We start from the raw sequence: 21,581 nt of genomic DNA on the forward strand, positions 1-21,581 counted from the left end.
GTTAAAAAAAATATAAGGCTTTCAAAAAGGTTACTAATGATTTTATTTATTTAATTTGTCAAAATTTATCTCATATATGGTTGAAAATGTAGACGACAAAACTGCTTCAAAAAATGAAAACAGTGCGATGAATGCCATCACAATTGACTGTGTCATTTTTGGATTTGACAAAGGCAGTCTTGAAGTACTTTTGGTACAACACGCCGAAGGTATCAGTAAAGGGAAATGGGGACTTCCAGGTGGATGGATTTATAAAAAAGAAAGCACCGACAATGCCGCTCATCGGTTATTGAATGAGCTTACGGGTCTTGACAATATTTATCTGGAACAATTGAAAGCATTTGGAGATCCAGATCGTTTTCCGCTGCGACGCGTTATTACGATTGGGTATTATGCTCTTGTAAAAAGAGAAGATTATAACATTAAAGCAGGTTTTACAGCTTCTGATGCGAAATGGTATAAAATCAATGAAATTCCAGATTTGATTTATGACCACAACGAAATTCTTGATTACAGCATAAAACATCTTAGAAATAAAGTGCGCCAGACACCGATTGGTTTTAATCTATTACCCGAAAAATTCACTTTATTACAATTGATGCATTTGTATGGAGAAATTTTAGGAATCGAAATGGACAAACCCAACTTTAGAAGAAAAATTCTTCATATGAAACTGCTGGTTGCATTAGACGAAAAGCAGCAGGATGTATCGCACAGAGCAGCTCAACTGTACAAGTTTGATCCAGAAATCTATGAAAAACTCACTGAAAAAGGATTCAATTTTGAATTCTAATTTTCAATACACAATACTAACACCACAACAACAAATTGACTGAAATAACTACTAACCAACACAAACCAGCAGTAGACGGAATCACGATTGACTGTGTTTTCTTCGGATTTAACAAAGAGAGTCTCGAAGTGCTCTTGGTGCAGCATGCAGAAGGAGAAAGTAAAGGCAAATGGGGACTTCTTGGCGGATGGCTTCAAATAGACGAAAGTGCAGATAATGCTGCCCAACGAATTTTACAAGAACTTACTGGTCTCGAAAACATCTATTTGGAACAATTAAAAGCCTTTACAAATCCGCAGCGTGTTCTGGAAAGACGTGTGGTTACCATTGGTTATTATACTTTGGTCAATAGAGAAGATTATAATATTAAAGCCAGTTTAAAGGTTTTTGAAGCAAAGTGGTTCAAAATAAACGAAATTCCTGAGCTGATTTTTGACCATAACGAAATTCTTGATTTCAGTTTATTGCAATTGCGAAATAGAGTTCGTCAGGCTCCAATTGGTTTTAACCTTCTTCCAGAAAAATTTACTTTATTGCAATTAATGCATTTGTACGAAGAAATTCTTGGAATCGAATTGGATAAATCTAATTTTAGACGAAAAGTGCTTCATATGAAACTGCTGACAGCATTGGATGAAAAGCAAAAAGACGTTTCGCACAGAGCGGCCAAACTTTATAAATTTGACCCCGAAATGTATAAGAAATTAACAGAAAAAGGATTCAATTTTGAATTTTAATATCATTTTTGATTCTTTCCAATCAACTATCCAACATCAAGATTCCAGAATCCAAAACTTTGCGCTATCTTTGCGCCTTAATAACATGCTTTAAAGCAATTGCTTTAGGCTGTTTTACACCCAAAAAATACTAAAACTCGTTATAGAGAACTGATATATAAAATGAAGAAGATACGTAACTTTTGCATTATTGCACACATTGACCACGGTAAAAGTACATTGGCAGACAGATTACTAGGCGCAACACAAACCGTTACAGCTCGTGAAGAAAAAGCACAATTGCTTGACAACATGGATCTGGAGCGCGAGCGTGGAATTACCATTAAGAGTCATGCCATCCAGATGGAATACAAATACAAGGGTGAAGAATATATCTTAAACTTAATTGATACTCCTGGGCACGTTGACTTTTCATACGAAGTTTCAAGATCAATCGCTGCCTGCGAAGGTGCGCTTTTGATTGTTGATGCTGCTCAAAGTATTCAAGCACAAACGATTTCAAACTTATACTTAGCTCTTGAAAACGACTTAGAAATTATCCCAGTTTTAAACAAAGTCGATTTGCCAAGTGCTAATCCAGAAGAAGTTAGTGATGATATTATCGATTTATTAGGATGTAAATTAGAAGATATTATTCACGCATCTGGAAAAACTGGTTTTGGTGTTGAGAACATTCTTGCCGCTATTATCGAAAAAATTCCTGCTCCAAAAGGAAATCCAGAAGAACCATTACAAGCTTTAATTTTTGACTCGGTTTATAATCCGTTCCGCGGAATTGAGGTAATCTTTAGAGTTGTAAATGGTGAAATCAAAAAAGGCCAGAAAATTAAATTCATGGCTACAGATAACGAATATTTTGCTGACGAAATTGGAACTTTAAAATTAAATCAGGTTCCTAAAAATGTAGTTTCGGCAGGAGATGTTGGTTATTTGATTTCTGGAATTAAAGAAGCTCGTGAAGTAAAAGTTGGTGATACGATTACAGATGCAAAAGTACCAACTACCAATATGATTACTGGTTTTGAGGATGTAAAACCAATGGTATTTGCTGGTATTTATCCTGTTGACACAGAAGATTACGAAGATTTACGTTCTTCAATGGAAAAATTACAATTGAATGACGCTTCATTAGTTTTTACTCCTGAAAGTTCTGCGGCATTAGGATTTGGTTTCCGTTGCGGATTCTTAGGAATGCTTCACATGGAAATTATCCAGGAACGTTTAGAGCGTGAGTTCGACATGACTGTAATTACAACGGTTCCTAACGTTTCGTATTTGGCTTACACCAAAAAACATCCTGAAACAGCATTAATTGTAAACAATCCTTCAGATTTACCAGAGCCTTCAAAACTGGACAGAGTTGAAGAACCATATATTAAAGCTACTATCATTACAAAATCTGACTTTGTTGGAAACGTAATGAGTTTATGTATCGAAAAACGTGGTTTAATTACCAATCAAACTTATTTAACAACAGAACGCGTTGAGCTAAACTTTGATATGCCTTTGGCAGAAATTGTATTCGATTTTTACGATCGTTTAAAAACGGTTTCTAAAGGTTACGCTTCTTTCGATTACTCTCCTATCGGAATGAGAACTTCGAAATTAGTTAAATTGGACGTCCTTTTGAATGCTCAGACAGTTGATGCACTTTCTGCATTGATTCACGAAGATAACGCTTACAATATCGGTAAAAAAATGACCGAGAAATTACGTGAATTGATCCCAAGACAGCAATTCGACATTCCGATTCAAGCGGCAATTGGAGCAAAAATTATTGCTCGTGAAACGATTAAGGCACTTCGTAAAGACGTTACTGCAAAATGTTATGGTGGAGATATTTCGCGTAAGCGTAAATTGCTTGAAAAACAGAAAAAAGGTAAGAAACGTATGCGTCAAGTAGGAAACGTAGAGATTCCGCAAGAAGCATTTATGGCTGTTTTGAAATTGAACGACTAGTTTTTTTAGAGAATAGAACAAAGAAACAAGAATATAGATTAAACCCGATGACGAAAGTTGTCGGGTTTTTTGTTGGTTTTTTGTTGGCTTTTTGTTAGCAAAATTACAAAGTCATTCCCTACAAAAACATTGAAATATTAACTCTAAAAATCCTTTTTTAACCCATTCGAGTAAACTCAAGGCCATTTCATGACAGAAAATGTATTTTTAATCTTACAACTTTAACATTACAAGACTATGAAAACCAAATTTTCTGTTATTTTAGCACTATTCGCATTCTGCTTTGCAAACGCTCAACAAGACCAGGTTGATGCAGAAATGAATTCTGCGAAAGGCGTCACTTTTCAAAAGGGTGATATGTTTTTAGAAGGATCTATCAAAATTAGTACCGGCGGAGACGCAGACTATTATGGCTTTAGCCCAAAGTTTGGCTATTTGTTAAATGATAAATTTGCTGTTGGAGCTAAATTAAATTACTCAAGTAACAAAGTAGAAACCACTCAAGTAGAAACAAATGTATTTGGGATTGGTGCTTTTGCTCGTTACTATTTCTTAGAATTAGACAAAAAACGCTTTAAAACTTACGCTGAAGTTGGTTTGGGTTACGGAAGAAACAAAACTGATATACCGCAAGTGGGCAGCGATACCGACAACAGTTTAACAGCTGATATTAATGTTGGTTTAAATTACTTTGTAACCAAAAACATTGCTGTTACTTTCGTTCTTGCAAATGTTTTGGCTTACAATAGCGTTTCTCCAGAAAATGGTCCGTCGTCTGATACTTTTCAATTAAATATCAATTTATTTGAAAACATTTTCGATCAACCTCAATTTGGAGTTTTGTATAGATTTTAATTTTTTTTTTGCGATTTAACAATCGGAAAGCTGTTTCAATTTGGAACAGCTTTTTTTATTGCCAAGTAATTCTATTGGTTTTGGATTTTTCTTATGACAGAAGTGTTCCGCATATTCCTAATCCAATAATTAAATATAATGCTCCAATAATAAAACAAACTTTTGCTCCATTGGGACTATTTTTCTTAACTGCAAAACCGATAATGGTCATTAAAATTGGTGGGCCAACCATAATCGCTACAAAAATTGCGACCAAACCACTTAAATTACCTACTTCTAGTGCTGTCATATTCTTTATATGTTAGTTCTTAATTCTTCTAATCTTTTTACTTTATCGTCTCTGTAAAACAAATTCATGGTTTCAAAAGGAATTATTTTATTATCCTTATTGACAATATGTACGCATGATTTTTTTATTGCTCTCACATCAAAATTATAGGCATCAATAAACTGCATGATAATAATTCTAAACAGATTGTCATATCCTAATTCTGGTGCATCAATATTAGGAAGGCAGCATAATATCGATTTCAAGTTTTCTTGTGCTACTTCTACAGAATTTCCTGTACTAAACAAATCTATCATTTTGCCTCGAAGCACTTCGTCCTGCTCATAAATAATGGTGTTTTTACTATTGTCCAATAAATCATTTGGATTAATATATCTCGTTAACGGGAAAACTTCGTCTCCTAACTTCAACGCATAACCCATTACTAAAGCATCAGGATTACAGGGAACAGGAAGTAAATCATCTGAATTAAAAACAGTCGTTTGCTCCAGAATTTTTCTTCTTACTTCTGTTAATGTCATGCGATCGGTTTCGAGGTTAAAGTTCTCCAATCTACCCGCTATTTGAGTCGGCTGAAATGTAACCCCTCGAACGCATTTTTGCTTTAGTGCAAACTCAACAATTTTACCGATTTCATGATCGTTTAATCCTTTTTGAAGCGTAACAACCAAAGTGGTAGATAAATTAACTTCATTTAGATTTTCTAAAGCCTGTTTTCTTATTTCACTTAAATCGGCTCCACGCAATTCCTGCAATACACTATCTTCAAAAGAATCAAACTGAAGATAGATTTCAAAATCTGGAGCATAGCTTTTTAGCCTCTGAACGAATTCTTTGTCTTTTGCAATTTTAATTCCGTTTGTGTTTAGCATTAAATGCTTTATCGGAATTGATTTTGCATAATCCAAAATTTCAAAAAATTCAGGATGTATGGTTGGTTCTCCTCCGCTAATCTGCACTACATCGGGTTCTTTTTCGTTTTTAACAACCGTATCGAGCATTGCTTTTATTTCTTCGAGAGTTCTGTGTCTACCATAACTAGGTGATGAACCGGCATAACAAGTCGGACATGTCAGATTGCATCGATCTGTAACCTCAACAACTGTAAGGCAAGAATGCTGTTCATGATCTGGACATAAACCACAATCGTACGGACAACCATAGTGCGTTTTTGTATTAAAAGTGTACGGCATCTCAGATGGTTTATTGTAGTTTCGGATATTCTTGTAATACTGAATATCGTCAGCAATCAAAACCTTAGAACTTCCATGTTCCGGGCATCTTTTAAGCATGTAGACATTCTCGTCTTCAAAAACAATTTTAGCATCAATTCTCTTTAAGCATTCTGGACAAAGGCTTAATGTAAAGTCATAATAAGTATATTTTCTAACTGGCATTTTTTACAAATAAATTTAAAATTGTTTTGTTATAATAAAGCAGACAAATCAAACATAAAATCTGAATCGAACTTATTCCAAAAATCAGGAAATAATTGGGTTTCAGAAATTCTACAAAAAAGCGAAATGCAAAATAGGCAATCATAAAATACTGAAATATAAGTCCGTTTTTTATATTTCTGCTTTTTAATTTCTTGAGAACAAAAAACAAAATGATCAGAAAAATTAATTCGTACAAGGCAATTGGATGCCTCATAATATTGTCGCCAAGATTCATCCCAGTAAAAAAGTTTGTTTCTTTTCCATATGTAAACTCATTGGTTCCAGATAAAAAACAGCCTATTCTTCCTATAAAAATTCCTAGAATAATCGGAAAGGTAAATAAATCACCCGATGACTCTTTTTCTCCTATAATCTTCTTAGCAATTTCAACGCCTAAAAGTCCGCCAAACAATCCTCCCATAATGGTCTTCGCATTGAAGAGTTCTAAAATTGATCTTGCATCAAGATGAAAAACAGGATTTTCTAGAAAACCCATAATTCTAGAACCCAAAAAAGCTCCAATTGCAGCTCCCAATATAATAGATAATCTATTGGAAGAAACAATAGTATCATTGGTTCTTTTTCTCAAAAAAACATAATAACGATATCCTAAAAAAAATGCCAGATATTCTAAAACTAAATGGATACTGATTTCATAACCAAAAATAACCGGCTCAAAAGGAAACTTCATTTTTTACGCTAAGATTTAATACTATAATTCTGTAAAGATGCAAAAAAATGTTTAAATTCATTTGACTTATAAAGTAAAAGCTGTTCTAGTTTAGAACAGCTTTTTTTATTCTCTTTACTTTTTACATTTGTATCTTTGAATTAGCAAAAGACTTAGAGTCTCAGCAACTCAGAACCTTAGAATCTTAAAAAAAATGCTTGACGAAACTCCAAAACGATTTGACCGAATTGTAGCTATTCTTATTCAATTGCAATCTAAAAAGGTTGTAAAAGCCCAAGAATTGGCCGATCGTTTTGAATGTAGTTTGAGGACGATTTATAGAGACATTCGAACTTTGGAAGCCTCTGGCGTTCCTATTTATAGCGAAGCAGGAGTTGGTTATGCATTGATGGATGGTTATCGGCTACCGCCAGTTATGTTTACGCGCGAAGAAGTAAGCAGTTTTATTGCAGCCGAAAAATTGATGCAGAAATTTACCGATCCTTCTTTGGGAACACATTACGCGTCGGCGATGTACAAACTGAAATCGGTTTTAAGAAGTAACGACAAAGATTATCTTTCGAGCATCGAATCTAGAATTGTAATGCAGGATGCAGAACCAATGTTTAATGATAATTCGCCTAATACTTTGTCTGTTCTTTTTGAAGGAATTGCAGAGAAAAAGCAAATTCTTTTAACTTATAAAACTTTTGATAAAGACGAAACAACACAGCGTAATCTTGAGCCAATAGGCGTTTTTCATGATAATAATAACTGGTATTTTCTGGGCTATTGTCATCTTCGAAAAGATTATAGACAATTTCGAACCGATAGAATTCAGGAAATAAAAAAAACCGATGTAGATTTTACGATCGAACACGATGCTTTAGAAACCTATTTAACTAAAACAGAAACCTGCCCAACAACAAAAGTTCGTATTTTAATTGACCGCAAAATAGCACGATATTTGGCAACCGAGAGAAAATATCATGGCTTTATTTCGCAAAAAGACGTAGGTGAAAAAATCGAAATGACCTTTATGTCTAGAGATATTAATAACGCTTTTCCGAGATGGTTTTTGATGTATGGAGATTACGCAGAAATTCTCGAACCTGAGATATTAAAAACCAATGTCTTAGAATTATTGGAAATTAACAGAAAAAGGCTTTTATAAAAAAACTCCTGAGAATATGATCTCAGGAGTTTTTTCATTTATTTCTGTTTTACAACATTATAGAAATTATAATCGGTGTTTGAAGCATCTGTAATTCCGACATTTCGCCCAATTGTTACAATCTGGCCGCGATGATACGTTCCATGATTGATAACCTGAATTAAATATTCGGAAATGGGCAATTCGCACTCAAACCACGGATTTACGATTTTAACTTCTTTCATTAAATCTTCTTCAGATAATGAGTTAATAAGATGTTTCAATTTTGTAGACGAATTTAATAATCCGGCAAATATTTCCTCTTTTGATAAATCGCTTTCTGCTTTCTTTTCTGATAATGAAGATTCGGAAATAACAGAAAACCAATATTCTTCAGTAGACCAGATATGATCAAGTGTTTTCATAATAGTAGAAAAGCTCGACGGCACTTCAGCATAAAGCAATTCATCTGATTTTGGCGAAAGCCAATTCACAAATTGTTGATTTACCCACAAATTATAATCTGCGTAATTTGACATTATCTTCTTTAAACTCATAATCTTAGTTTTAGATTTCTGATATTAAGTTAGTAAAAAATCATTAATTATCTCTCCCAGAAAAACGGTGGCTCGATATTTAAAGCTCTTAAATAAACGTAAGCTTGTCCGCGATGATGTACTTCATTATCAATAAAATATAAGATATTCTGAATTACAGGAAATTCATATTGTCCAAAAAGATTAAAGGTCTCGCTAAAATCCTCAACCGATAATTGCTCCCAATATTTATTGATTTCTTCTGTAGCTTCATCCCATTTTTCCAAATATTGCGCTTTGAAAATCAAATTGTCTTTTCCTTCTGAAAATGCTTCAGTTTGTTTAGTCACAATTCCTTTTAATCCTGGAACTGCAATAGCTAAAAGTTCATCTACCAATTTAGCGAAAGGTCGCATTCCGCCAATTGAAAATTCGAAAAAATCTTTCTCTGGAAAAATCTCAATTAAACGACGTGTAAGTGCTCTGTGCCCTTGCCAGTGTTTTAATAAATCTTCTGAAGTAATAACTTGTGCTTCTAATGTTTTCATGGTTTTAAAGTTTAAATATTTTTAATACTTCAAAAGTAAAATGGGCTGGTGACAACAGTTTGTCAGCAGCAAAAAAAATATTTCAAAAAATATTCTTCAACACATTTTAGACGCACTGTAGTGCGTCTCTACAGAATAAAAAAACTTAGAACCTTAGCATCTCAGAATCTTAGCCTCTTTAAAAAAATCCTTTGTACCTTTGCACCTTAATAACTTTGGAACTTAACAGAAATGATAGAAGATAAAAATCAGCAGAGAACTAGTATAGCGCAATTAGGCGAATTCGGTTTAATTGACCATTTAACCAAAAACTTTGACGTTACTCAAGAATCTACTTTAAAAAGTATTGGCGATGATGCTGCTGTTCTTGATTTTAAAGACAAAAAAGTAGTAGTTTCTACCGATTTATTAATTGAAGGAGTTCATTTTGATTTGGCTTATATGCCATTGAAGCATTTAGGATACAAAGCCGTTGTGGTAAATGTATCTGACATTTGCGCGATGAATGCAAAACCAACTCAAATTACGGTTTCGGTTGCTGTTTCTAATCGTTTTCCACTTGAGGCTTTAGAGGAATTGTTTGCAGGAATTACACATGCCGCTAAAGAGTATAAAGTTGATGTTATTGGCGGAGATACTACCTCATCTCAAAAAGGATTAATTATCAGTATTACTGCAATTGGTGAAGCTGATGAAAATGAATTGGTTTACAGAAGCGGGGCTCAAAAAACAGATTTATTGGTTGTAACGGGAGATATTGGTGCGGCTTATATGGGATTGCAGGTTTTGGAACGCGAAAAACAAGTTTTTCAGGTTAATCCAAACAATCAGCCCGATTTAGATCCATATACTTATTTGGTAGAGCGCCAATTGAAACCTGAAGCACGAAAAGATGTTCGCACGCTACTTCATGCTTTAGACATAAAACCAACAGCAATGATTGATATTTCAGATGGATTATCTTCTGAAATTATTCATATCTGTAAGCAATCAAAAGTGGGTTGTAATTTATATGAAGACAAACTTCCATTAGATCCGCAGTTTATTTCTACTTGCGAAGAATTCAATATTGACAGTACCACAGTTGCCATAAATGGCGGTGAAGATTATGAACTTTTATTTACGATTGACATTAATGATTTTGACAAAATAAAAGGAAATCCGAATTTCTCTGTTATCGGACATATGGCGGAAGAAAATGAAGGAATCCACCTTATAACCCGTGCCAATACAAAAATCGCTTTAAAAGCACGCGGATGGGATGCTTTGAGTGAATAATTTTTAGAAAATTCCAATATTAAAAAAATCCAAATTCCAATATGATAATCAACATTGGAATTTGGATTTTCTATTCGCTTTTTTTTTTGGAATTTGGAATTTTTAATATTGGAATTTGACTTTTAAAAAAGTCCTTTGCTTTTTGCTTCTTTGATCAAATCTTGATCAGAGCCGCTTCTTATTTTTAGCAATTCCATTAAATGCTTTTTTCGTTTTTCTATGGCGTTTAATGAAATCGGAATAACTTGAAGCATTTCTTGAATTGAAGTTCCTTTTTCTAAATGAATTAATATCTGTTTATCGTATTGATCGATCTCTATTGCATTATGCGTAGATTGATTCAGCATTTTTATAACGGACTGGCTATAATATTTTTCATTTTTCATTACTTTATCAAAAGCCAGGAGTAATTCGTCAAAAGTAAGGTCATTTTTAATAATCAATCCGTTTGGCTGAATTGTTCTGATAATGGTTTTAATTTTCAGCAATTCGGTATACATCGTCAAAAGAATAATCTTGCACGAAGGCATTTTTTTCAAAAGTAATTTTGCCAGATCTTCACCCGAAAATATCTCTTTTTCTTCGTAAGGAGGCATACTGATATCCAAAAAAGCAATATCAAACTCTGGCGTGCTATTATTTTCAATTATATCATAACCTGATCTGCAATCATGCGCCTGAGAAATCAAAAAATCATATTGTTTTGGATTATAACGAGTTATAGCATTTTTATAGCCTTCAATAATAAATGGGTGGTCATCTACTATTAAAATATTCTTTCTAACTAATTGTGGAACTGAGGCTGTTAAATCAAATGTCATTATGCAGGTTATTATTTGGCTCTATTGGGACTTTTATAGTGAGAATTGTTCCTTCTCCCTTGGCAGATTTTATCGTAACTGTACCCTTACACTCTTTTGCACGATATTCTATATTATGCAAACCAATTCCGTTTTTGGTCTTATTGGTATTAAATCCAATTCCGTCATCTTTAATGGTTAAAACCAAATTATTATTTTCGTTTTTAAACTCGACTTTTATAATATCAGCATTAGCATATTTATTACAATTTTGGAGTCCTTCCTGAACAATTCTATACAAATTGATTTTTTCAATATTACTTATCAAATCCCATTTAATATCAGGATCAAAAGTAGTAATCAACTTAGAACTGTATGTATTTCTTTGATCTTCAAACAGTTTTCCTAAAATAGAGACAAAATTATTAATTAATTCGGATTTTTCTCTATTTAGGTCATGCGAAATTTCTCTAATATCCTGCTCTACATTTTTTAGTTCTGTAAGATACTTTTTTCTTTTAAAAACTGCTTCTTCTTCGTCTAGTTTATCCAAACTATCCAAACTTATTCGAATACCAAACATTCGTCCTAAAACTCCATCGTGCAGCTCTTGTGCAACTCTTTTCTTTTCTTTTATTCGCGTAAGCTCAATTTCATTTTGCTGCGAAATCATTAAATTGTAAATATCTTCATTTGCAATCTGCTGCTGCTGTTTAAAAAGCAATTCTCGATTTCTGGCTTGCTGCGTTTTGTAAACATAAAAAAACAGTCCGAGCAATGTACAAATACTAAATACATAAACCAAAGTTTTATTTTTTTCCTGAAGGTTAGAATTTTGGTCTTTAATTTCGTTGGTTTCGTATTCAATGCGAGAGAACTTCTCTCCCATTCTTCGTTCTGCTTTCAACAATTTGTCGTTCAACTGAATATATTCTTTCGAATATTCCGATGCATTTTTAGGATCAACAACAGCCAATTGTTTTAAGGCCTCAAGCGTGTTTCTTAGTTTATTGGATGTTTTTGAAAGATTTAAAGCTTCCTGAGAGAGTTTAATTGCCTGAGAAGTGTCTTTTTTAATTGCATAAAATTCAGACAGATGTATTTTGTTTAAAATTATTCCCGATGTCAAATTTAAGCTGTCTCTAATCTTCAGCGATACATAAAATTGTTTTGGAATATCTTCAAATTCATTCATTTTAATTTTTGAGTATGCTAGATTATCTAACAACATGGCATACAACGATGTGCTTTCTTGAAATAAATTCTTTTGTTTGAGACCTTCAGAAAAATTTTGTTTTGCATTTTTATAATTCTTCATACTTAAATACACAAAACCAATATTATTAAGTGAAGTTGCCTTAAGCTGAAAATCTGACGGAATCGAAGGATCTTTTAAAATAGCCAATGCTTTATTATGAAACTCTAAAGCTTTATTATATTCTTCACGCTCATTATACAATATTCCCAACAGATTATAACATTGATAGAGCAGATCACTTACATTTTTCTGGTCCTTAAGTATTTTCAGCGCTTTAAAAATGGTAATTTCACTTTCAAACAAGTCACTTTCTTTAAACTGAAGATCGGCTTTACTAAAATAGGTTTTAGCTAAATTAATTTTATCATCAATTTGCTTGTATATTTTTTCTGCCTTGAAGTAAACTAAAAAAGCGCTATCTGAAACTGACTTTCGACTATAATAATCTCCAAGATAAGTATACGCTTTTGCTAAATTTATCGAATCGCGACTGTTTAGGGATCTTGTCACAATTAATTTAGAAATACGGCCATACGACTGTAAATCGTTCATATTATAGTATCTATTGGCCACTTTAAATAAATTTACTTTATTTAAAGAATCATCTTTTTCACTTAAGATAATTGCCAATGCTTTTTCATTATAATCCTCTTTAAGCTTACGAGATAAATCAATATCGTTTGCCAAGGAGAGATAAATAGACAGACTGTCTTTAGAAGGATTTAAATATTTATAAAGGTCATCTTTCTTGGTACAACCAAATAAAATTAAGAATAGAAGCAATACTATTTGGTTATATTTTTTCAAAAGATTTTGATTTTCATCAAAAATAACAAAAGTATAGATACAAAAAAAGGCTATCAATTGTTGATAGCCTTTTCTTATATTTTTATTTTTTTAACTTTTAGTCAAGTTTTCTATTTAAAGTAGATAATTGAGAGTCAGAATTAACTCCACCAATATTTGCAAAATCTGATTTTCTATCTGGAACTGTTTTTTGTCCTCCATCTATAGGTTGAAAGCTATCACGTTTTCTGTCTGGAGTTGTTTTTTGTCCTCCATCAATTGGAGTAATAATACTTAATGTTTCACTTGGACGAGCAGAAGCTGTTGGGTTTGCAAAAGAGGTTGCAACTATTACTAATGAGAATAATCCGAATGTTAAAGCTGTTTTTTTCATGACCTGAGGTTTTAATGTTTTGTATTATTTTTTTGGAGATGATTTGCTGTTTATGGCAGAATCAGAGTGTAAAACTAATACTGAGGTCGAAAAAAATTTATACGAAAAAATGAGTTTGTGGTAGATCGTACCCAATTGATAGTCAACGGGTAGCAAATCAATGTAATCTCCTAATTTTTAGACTTCTAGATAATTTCCTGCTGCAAAATCGGCAATAATCTGTTCGACATTTCCTCGATAGGTTTTAGAAAAAGGAATCTTCTTTGTGGAGTTTTTTATGTAACAGATTGAGTTTCCGCTATGAATCCTTGAAATGTAATTTCGATTAATTACATAACTGTTATGAATACGGATAAAAGGGTATGTCAAAACACTTTCAAAATGCTTTAAAGTTTTAAACGCCGTAATCATTTCGCCAGTATTTAAATAAATATCTGTCGAGTTATTATCGGCTTGAAAATAACAAATATCTTCTGCATTTAAATATCGATAATCGCCATATGATTTTATACAAATCGTTAATGGTTTTTGAATGTTTTGCGGAATCGTTATTTGATCTATAACAATAGAAGAAGGTTCTTCCCTAAACGGAGCAATTTGCGTCTCTAAATTGGCTCTATTGAGTTTTAAAATTGTTTTTAAAAGATCGTTTGATAGAATTGGCTTTAAGAGATAATCAAAAACGCCATATTGAATAGCATCAAAAGCTTTGTCTTTTTGTTTTGTGGTAATAATAATTTTGGGAATCTGCTGCAAAAAACGATGAAGCTCGCTAATAAAAGTCAAAGACAAATGACTCGCAGCATTTTGGGGCTCGATCTCGAGAAAAATCAAAGCCGGTTGGTGCTCTAAAACCAAATTTAAACCGTCCTGAAAAGTTGATGCCGATGCCATAAAAGATAATTCTGAAAAACCTGAAGCGATTGTTTGAGTTTTCAAAATACTCTCAGCGTCATCATCAATTATAATATACGAATACTTTTTCAATTTCGGTTTTTGTTGGTTTTCTCACTACGCAATCATAATCAAAAAATCGCTTTTATTTGATGTAATGAAGAAAAAAATTGCTCTTGACGGTATTACAAATTTAAAATTACGGATTTAAACATCTTAAACAATTCATTGTTAACACATTAAACCCAAATGTTAATACATAAAGATGAAATGCAAAAAAAGCCGATAAAATACCTGCTTTTTAAAATCAAAAATCCCAAACTCCGTTACGGAATTTGGGATTTCTATACTAAACTGTAAAGATTACATTTTCATTAACCAGTTTTTCATCGAAACTTCGTTTTCGATAATACCTCTTAATTCAGTAATTTTTACACGATCTTGTTTCATTGTATCTCTATGACGAATTGTTACTGTTTCGTCTTCAAGTGTTTGATGATCTACTGTAATACAGAAAGGCGTTCCTAAAGCATCTTGTCTTCTGTAACGACGTCCTACAGCATCTTTTTCATCATAAGCCACATTGAAATCCCATTTCAAATCTTCGATGATTTTTCTTGAAATTTCTGGCAAACCATCTTTTTTAACCAATGGCAATACCGCTGCTTTAGTTGGCGCTAAAACTGCTGGCAATTTTAAAACTGTTCTTGTAGAACCGTCTTCTAATGTTTCTTCTTTTAATGAAGTGGCAAAAACAGCCAAGAACATACGATCTAAACCAACAGAAGTTTCTACTACGTAAGGAACATAGTTTTCGTTTAATTCAGGATCAAAATATTGTAATTTTCTTCCAGAATATTCTTCGTGCGCTTTCAAATCGAAATCGGTACGAGAATGAATTCCTTCTAATTCTTTAAATCCAAATGGGAAATTAAATTCGATATCAGCAGCTGCATTTGCATAGTGCGCTAATTTTTCGTGATCGTGAAAACGGTAATTTTCTTTTCCTAATCCTAAAGACAAATGCCATTTTAGACGAGTTTCTTTCCAGTACTCGTATGATTTCATTTCTTCTCCTGGACGCACAAAAAATTGCATTTCCATTTGTTCGAACTCACGCATACGGAAAATAAATTGTCTTGCTACAATTTCATTTCTAAATGCTTTACCCGTTTGAGCAATTCCAAAAGGAACTTTCATACGACCCGATTTCTGCACATTTAAGAAGTTCACAAAAATACCTTGAGCCGTTTCTGGACGAAGGTATAAATCCATTGCATTTTCTGCAGAAGCTCCTAATTTTGTTCCGAACATTAAGTTAAATTGTTTTACCTCTGTCCAGTTTTTAGAACCCGTTTCAGGATCCGCAATTTCAAGTTCTTCGATCAAAGCTTTAACATCAGCCAAATCTCCGTTTCCTAAAGAACGACCTAAACGCTCTCTAATTTCTTTTTCTTTAGCCAAATATTCGATTACACGAGCGTTTGTAGTTACAAACTCTTGTTCGTTGAATGCATCGCCAAAACGAGCTTTTGCCTTGTCAATTTCTTTTTGCGCTTTTTGGTGAATTTTTTCAGCGTGGTCTTCAACCAAAACGTCAGCTCTATATCTCTTTTTAGAATCTTTATTATCAATTAATGGATCATTGAATGCATCAACGTGGCCAGAAGCTTTCCAAGTTGTTGGATGCATCAATATTGCAGCATCAAGGCCGACAATATTTTCATTCATCTGAACCATTGATTTCCACCAATATTCACGGATATTCTTTTTTAATTCGACACCGTTTTGTGCGTAATCATATACAGCACTTAAACCATCGTAAACTTCGCTTGACGGAAAAATAAATCCGTACTCTTTTGCGTGCGAAACCACATTCTTAAATATATCTTCTTGTTTTGCCATAGTGATGCAAAAATATGAAAAGTGAATTTAAAAAAAAGAAAAATAGCCGAAGATTGCCCGATTTTCTATCTGAAAATAGAAAATCATGTTTTATTCTATAGACTAGAACGATAATTACTTCCCTTTTCTATCTAAAACCCTATTTTTTAATCAGTTTAAAAGTTTCTGATTTATCTTGGTTGCTAATAGTAAGAATATACAAACCCGCTGACAATCCTAAAACTTCTATTGTTCTATTGTTTGAAATTCCATGGCGTAATTTTCGAGATTGTACATCATATATTTCATAAGTAAAATTTGGATAGGGATAATTAAATACCTCAATCTTATTTTCTGCAGGATTAGGCGCTATGTAGGGCAAGTCTTTTGGTGCAATATTGGCAATTCTATTTTGATCCTCATTGCATGCTTTCTTTATGAAGCTTTCTAGTTCTTTGTTAAAGTATTTTTTTTCATAGCCCAAATCCCGTGCTTTCTGAAAATAATCGCAAGCTTTTTGCGACTTCCCTAGATCATCATATAGTATTCCAAGATATTTATTTGCTACAGAGTTTTTTTCATTAATTCGTAAAGCTTCATTCAAATCCGCAATTCCCAAATCGGTCTTTCCTAATTTATGATAGGCAAGACCTCTTATTGTTCTTAAATCACTCTCTTCTGTTCCGTATCCGTTTTCATATAGATTCGCTTCATTTTTAAAAGCAATATCTACATTTTCTACTGCTTTATCATACTGTTCCAATTCCAAATATGTATAGCCTAAAACCCAGTGCGCAAAATTATGATTTGGAAATCTGCGCTCCACTTCGTCCAAATAATAAATTGCCAATCGATAATCATGAACTTCTGTTGCTAGATAAGCTCCTAGATTAAAATAATGTCTTGTTTCTTCCGGATCAATCTGAATTGCCTTTAGTCTGTAATCAACACTAAGATTATCGTTTTCAAATCTGGAGTAAATGGTAGAAAGTCTACTGTAAATTTCAGCCAAATCCTGATTTAATCTGGGGAATTGTGCAGCATTTGGACTTGCTTTAAGATTTTCTAGATGCGCTTTAAATCCTAAAAAATCAAACTCTGCCAATACATTATCCTCAAGATAAGTACGGCTTGCTGCTCTACCATAAAGTAGTCCGTAATTATTAGGATCTGATTTTAATAATTCATTATTTTTGACAATAATAGCATAGTTTTCTTCGACTTTCACTTTATTTTTGAGATTATCCTCTTTAAAGAAATCAGTTCTTTTAATCAAAATTCCTTTTTTAAAAAGCCATGTGGTTTTTAACTTTCCATCGCTTGAAAACTTTTGACAAAGACCATTCATCTGACTGTTTTCATCAAAATAAAATCTTTCATCCAGTCCTCCAACAATATAATAGGTTTTAATACTATCCAGCATTTGATCTGCTCCCAAATAAAACTCTCTCGCAACTAGTCCATTTTTAAAATAAGTTTTGTTTACTGTTCCTTTTTTTTGAGCAATTGTGTGGGTTTCAAAAATTAAAAAAATGATTATAGTTAAAATCACACAGCGAGTTTGATAGCTATTTTTCATATAAAGTATTGATTCAGTGTCTTTAAAATTAAATTGCTTAAGTCTTTAAAAAAGAAAAAAAACTTTTTATTGTAAAAATATTTTGATTAAAATTATTATTTCAATTATATTTATTCAAAAGTCGGTAGTATTTTATCGCTTTAACAAAACTCTCACTACACTAAAATTATTTCTTTTTTAAAACTAAACCATCCAACTGTGTTTCATTATCTTATTAATCTCTTTTTCCCTAAAGTCTGTAGCGGATGCCGTGCGCTTTTACTTCAAAATGAAACGGTTTTCTGTACGATTTGCCGACATGAAATGCCTCTTACTCAATATCATTTAGATCCAAAAAACGAGGCCATGAAAAAATTTTATGGCAAGATCGATATTCAATTTGCTGCTACATTTTTGTATTTTAATAAAAAAGGGATCGTTCAAGAATTAATTCATAATTTAAAATACAAAGGCCATCAAGAAATTGGCACTGAATTAGGAAGCTGGTATGTTGAAGATTTAAAAGAACTTCAATTTGAAATTCCTTTTGATGCTGTAGTTCCTGTACCACTTCATAAAAAAAAGTTTAAGGAACGTGGCTACAATCAGGTTACTACTTTTGGAAAAGCAATAGCATCTGGTTTTGAAATTCCTTTTGAAGAAAATATTTTAATTCGAAAGATATATTCTAAAACACAATCCAAAAAGAATCTTTTGGGAAGATCGGAAAATATCGAAAACATTTTTGATGTTGAATTTACTGAAGCCGATTACAACAAACATTTCTTAATTGTTGATGACGTACTCACAACCGGAGCAACAATTGAAGCCTGTTCGCTAGCTTTATCGAAAATTCCTGGCGTAAAAATCAGTATGATTTGTATGGCGATGGCCCATTAAGCCATTTCCAAAAATTTAGTTTACTAATATCTTCTTCACTACTTTTCTTTCCCCATCTGTAACCGTTAAGAAATAAAGACCTGAAGGTACATTTGGCAATTGAATGTCTTGAATAAAATATCCTGAACCTTGAAAAGTTCTCTCGTAAACATATTTCCCTACAATATCATTAACATAGACTTTAATCTCACTTATTGAATCTCTACTAAATTGTACTGTGAAACTTCCTTTATTTGGATTTGGATATGCAACAAAGTCAACATTCTCAAAGTCATCGTTTCCTAAAGTATAAGTTCTATTACAAATATTTACCGAAGCAGAATTAATCGTTCCTGTCATTCCCACCTTATCGTCAATAACTCTAAAAGTCCATGTACCTTGCGAATTTTCTCCGTTAAAAGCACTTAATAAACTTGATGGAATCACGATTTGACTTGTCGTTGTACCGCAATTTAATGCAGATCCGTTATCATCAAACTGTAAAGCAAAAGTTGATTTTGTGTTAGCGCAATTTTTATTGAATAAAGTTACAACTGTTCCTTTCGGGCTTACGATTTCCATAGTCAAATCTGAAAATCTATCATGTGTTACATTTACCGAAACGTTGACATTTGAAATAGATCCAGAAGAAGTGGGCACAGAAACCGTTCTATTTACATATACATTATCTCCTGTCGAATATCCGCCTCCAAAATTATAAGACGCGCAAGATGTCGAAACGGTGTATCCTACAGCAAAGGAGGCACTGTTGACAGCATAATAAATATTACCAACTGGCTCTATTAAAAGTCGGCAATTTGTAGAAGCTTCAATTTCTGACGGAACTAAGATAGTTTCTGTTCCATCATTTGGAGTATTGCCTGCTAAAACAATTGGGAATGTTGATCCGCCATCTAGAGATAATTTTATATTCACATTTGACGATCCTGGAAGTGTATTAGTGTTATTTACGCTCCAAGTTATGGTTTGTGCAGATTCTTTTGCCCATGCGATATCGCCTTCTTTTTGTGAAGTTACGGCAAATGGCCCAACTGCAGCAGTTACCGTTACAACCATCGCATCTGTATAGGTTTGTCCTTTTCCTTGTACCGCATTGTCTCTACCCGTAAGGGTAAAATTCATTGTTTTTCCAATAGAAGAAACAGATTCCCAAGTTGTAGTAAGCTGATTATTTAGTACTGAATTAAGAGCAGGCATATAACGGACTGGCGATGTTGTTGGCGTAAACGATCTAAACATTGGCCCATCTCGTTTTGTTGGAGAAGGGAAACTACTATTTCCAAAAGCCGTTGTGGCACTATCATATTGCTCCCAAGTATAGGTTATCGTATTACCTTCAGGATCAGAACCCGTTCCGGTTAAAATAAACGGTGTACTAATTGGAATGGTATAATCTGGACCTGCATTTATAACAGGTGGATTATTATCGACTATAGGTGTTGAAACTGGACACGTTTTTCCAGCTAAATTATTTTGTATCTGATTGATGCTTGCATAAGAAAAATAAGAATCAGAATGATCCTGAACATTATAGCCATCTGTTACACCAGCGTATCCCATAATCGTAGAGCCACTTCCCGGTTCGTAGCATGCCCCCAGTCCTTCATTTGCATATGAAAAAGTATGCGTTGCCCCAAGTTGGTGCCCCATTTCGTGAGCAACAAAATCAATATCAAAATTATCTCCTTCTGGTTTTCCATCTGCTGGAGAGGTATAAGCACTACCCTTTCCAACAGAATTGCTAGGAGTTGGACTATCGCATACACAGCCAATACAACTGGCAAGTCCGCCTCCTCCAGAACCTCCAAACAAATGGCCAATATCGTAATTAGCCTCACCAATAACGCTAGTTAATGTTGTCTGAACTTCTTTCGGCCAAGTAGGATTATTGAGATCAGCACCTATTTTCGGAATAGAATAAGGATCTGCAGCAGCATCTGTATAAACAACAGCATCATTATTAGCAACTAAAATTAGTTCTACAGCAAGGTCTCTATTAAAAACGCCATTTACGCGAGTTAAAGTAGCATTCATTCCCGCTAAAGCGCCTTCTTTTGTACCGCCAAAATAGGCTGCGTACTCACCTGTACAAGATAATGCCAATCGAAGTGTTTTAAATTGTTTGGCGCTAGAAGTTGTTTTTGCAGTAGTCGTAGATTTATCATCCGAAATCGAATGGATTGTTTTACAATTCAAAAGCGCTCTTGAATCTGCATTGTCTGCCGACTTAAACAAAACATATTCTGATTTGTTATCAGGATTTTGTTCAATATATTCAGTTGGTTTTTCAGTTCTAAAAACCATTGTCTGCATACCGATTGGAGCAACACTAAAATAGATTTTTGCACTTTTATCATCTAATCCGCGACCTTCATAAGATCTAATTTGTGGATATTTCGCCTGTAATTCTGGATCAAAATTAGATGATTCCCAAACTGCAAAACGTTCTAGATTTCCATCAGTATTTGGAATTGTAATTTCTGATGTTGTATTTTTTGCCGTTTTGCTCGATGCCGAAACCAGTTTAGAACTTAGAAGATTGGCATTTAGCTTATAATATAATTTATTAGAACTCGCCCCATCTGCCTTTCTTGAAAGCGATGAAGAAGTTACTTTTTGCCATAAAGCATCTTGTGCATTAGCAGTGGCAAAACAAAAAATTAAAAATATATAAAGTAGTTGTTTTTTCATACCCTCAAAATATCGAATATCAAAATTACTTTAATTAATTTGAAATCATATTATCTATCCGACAATTATTGCTTTTTCGTCGACGAGTTGGCATTTTTTTACAAAAAGATAGATTATGCGTTAAAATTCGATTTGGCATAGCATTAAATTTAAAACAGA

General features: G+C 33.3%; 19 protein-coding genes. 7 read left to right on the top strand and 12 right to left on the bottom strand.

Translation table 11 applies throughout. From position 1 onward, the window contains the following. Positions 1-76 precede the first annotated feature (76 nt). From BSF41_RS05295 to BSF41_RS05310, 4 genes are all read left to right on the top strand, one after another. Positions 77-793, top strand: coding sequence for an NUDIX domain-containing protein (locus BSF41_RS05295; protein WP_095928468.1), 717 nt, complete (start codon positions 77-79; stop codon positions 791-793). A 35-nt stretch (positions 794-828) separates the two neighbouring features. Beyond that, positions 829-1,530 carry an NUDIX domain-containing protein gene (locus BSF41_RS05300; RefSeq protein ID WP_095928469.1) on the top strand — a complete coding sequence of 234 codons (702 nt, stop codon included), beginning with the start codon at positions 829-831 and terminating at the stop codon, positions 1,528-1,530. Between the two features lie 162 nt (positions 1,531-1,692). Next, positions 1,693-3,489 (top strand): translation elongation factor 4, encoded by a 1,797-nt coding sequence (gene lepA / locus BSF41_RS05305; protein WP_095928470.1) that lies wholly within the window; start codon positions 1,693-1,695, stop codon positions 3,487-3,489. 237 nt (positions 3,490-3,726) lie between these two features. Beyond that, entirely contained in the window at positions 3,727-4,344 is a 618-nt protein-coding gene (locus tag BSF41_RS05310; protein WP_095928471.1) for an outer membrane beta-barrel protein, read from the top strand. 91 nt (positions 4,345-4,435) lie between these two features. Here BSF41_RS05310 and BSF41_RS05315 read toward each other — a convergent pair whose 3' ends face one another. From BSF41_RS05315 to BSF41_RS05325, 3 genes are read right to left on the bottom strand one after another with little or no spacing between them, the layout of a single operon-like run. Continuing rightward, positions 4,436-4,633, bottom strand: coding sequence for a hypothetical protein (locus BSF41_RS05315; protein ID WP_095928472.1), 198 nt, complete (start codon positions 4,631-4,633; stop codon positions 4,436-4,438). Between the two features lie 5 nt (positions 4,634-4,638). Then, positions 4,639-6,030: a radical SAM protein gene (locus BSF41_RS05320; protein WP_095928473.1), complete on the bottom strand. Its 1,392-nt coding sequence runs from the start codon at positions 6,028-6,030 to the stop codon at positions 4,639-4,641. Continuing rightward, positions 6,020-6,763 carry a prolipoprotein diacylglyceryl transferase gene (locus tag BSF41_RS05325; RefSeq protein WP_095928474.1) on the bottom strand — a complete coding sequence of 248 codons (744 nt, stop codon included), beginning with the start codon at positions 6,761-6,763 and terminating at the stop codon, positions 6,020-6,022. The genes BSF41_RS05320 and BSF41_RS05325 overlap by 11 nt, the downstream gene beginning before the upstream one ends. Positions 6,764-6,956: 193 nt before the next feature. Between BSF41_RS05325 and BSF41_RS05330 the strand changes: the two genes are divergently transcribed. Continuing rightward, positions 6,957-7,916: a YafY family protein gene (locus tag BSF41_RS05330; protein WP_095928475.1), complete on the top strand. Its 960-nt coding sequence runs from the start codon at positions 6,957-6,959 to the stop codon at positions 7,914-7,916. Positions 7,917-7,954: 38 nt separating this feature from the next. Here the strand turns inward: BSF41_RS05330 and BSF41_RS05335 are convergent, their stop codons facing one another. After that, a complete protein-coding gene (locus BSF41_RS05335) occupies positions 7,955-8,452 on the bottom strand; it encodes a DinB family protein (protein WP_095928476.1) in 498 nt (165 codons plus the stop codon). A gap of 47 nt (positions 8,453-8,499) precedes the next feature. Then, complete coding sequence (locus tag BSF41_RS05340) at positions 8,500-8,979, bottom strand: DinB family protein (RefSeq protein WP_095928477.1); 480 nt, start codon at positions 8,977-8,979, stop codon at positions 8,500-8,502. Positions 8,980-9,210: 231 nt separating this feature from the next. On the opposite strand from BSF41_RS05340, the gene thiL reads away from it, so the two are divergent. Continuing rightward, positions 9,211-10,257, top strand: coding sequence for a thiamine-phosphate kinase (thiL, locus tag BSF41_RS05345; RefSeq protein ID WP_095928478.1), 1,047 nt, complete (start codon positions 9,211-9,213; stop codon positions 10,255-10,257). Positions 10,258-10,379: 122 nt separating this feature from the next. Here the strand turns inward: thiL and BSF41_RS05350 are convergent, their stop codons facing one another. From BSF41_RS05350 to BSF41_RS05375, 6 genes are all read right to left on the bottom strand, one after another. After that, a complete protein-coding gene (locus BSF41_RS05350; RefSeq protein ID WP_095928479.1) occupies positions 10,380-11,078 on the bottom strand; it encodes a response regulator in 699 nt (232 codons plus the stop codon). Next, complete coding sequence (locus tag BSF41_RS05355) at positions 11,068-13,122, bottom strand: ATP-binding protein (protein WP_253251760.1); 2,055 nt, start codon at positions 13,120-13,122, stop codon at positions 11,068-11,070. The genes BSF41_RS05350 and BSF41_RS05355 overlap by 11 nt, the downstream gene beginning before the upstream one ends. 97 nt (positions 13,123-13,219) lie before the next feature. Next, complete coding sequence (locus BSF41_RS05360) at positions 13,220-13,495, bottom strand: hypothetical protein (RefSeq protein WP_095928481.1); 276 nt, start codon at positions 13,493-13,495, stop codon at positions 13,220-13,222. 177 nt (positions 13,496-13,672) lie between these two features. After that, positions 13,673-14,482: a LytTR family DNA-binding domain-containing protein gene (locus BSF41_RS05365; protein ID WP_095928482.1), complete on the bottom strand. Its 810-nt coding sequence runs from the start codon at positions 14,480-14,482 to the stop codon at positions 13,673-13,675. A 270-nt stretch (positions 14,483-14,752) separates the two neighbouring features. Next, positions 14,753-16,294 (bottom strand): glycine--tRNA ligase, encoded by a 1,542-nt coding sequence (locus BSF41_RS05370; protein ID WP_095928483.1) that lies wholly within the window; start codon positions 16,292-16,294, stop codon positions 14,753-14,755. Positions 16,295-16,433: 139 nt separating this feature from the next. Further along, positions 16,434-17,852, bottom strand: a complete 1,419-nt coding sequence (locus tag BSF41_RS05375; protein ID WP_095928484.1) for a T9SS type A sorting domain-containing protein — start codon at positions 17,850-17,852, stop codon at positions 16,434-16,436. 345 nt (positions 17,853-18,197) lie between these two features. Between BSF41_RS05375 and BSF41_RS05380 the strand changes: the two genes are divergently transcribed. Then, a complete protein-coding gene (locus BSF41_RS05380; protein ID WP_371610881.1) occupies positions 18,198-18,731 on the top strand; it encodes a ComF family protein in 534 nt (177 codons plus the stop codon). Between the two features lie 15 nt (positions 18,732-18,746). On the opposite strand, the gene BSF41_RS05385 is transcribed toward BSF41_RS05380, so the two are convergent. Further along, positions 18,747-21,422: a reprolysin-like metallopeptidase gene (locus tag BSF41_RS05385; RefSeq protein ID WP_095928486.1), complete on the bottom strand. Its 2,676-nt coding sequence runs from the start codon at positions 21,420-21,422 to the stop codon at positions 18,747-18,749. Positions 21,423-21,581: the final 159 nt, after the last annotated feature.

Origin of the sequence: Flavobacterium sp. ACN2, assembly GCF_002303885.1 — a bacterium.
GTDB lineage: Bacteria > Bacteroidota > Bacteroidia > Flavobacteriales > Flavobacteriaceae > Flavobacterium.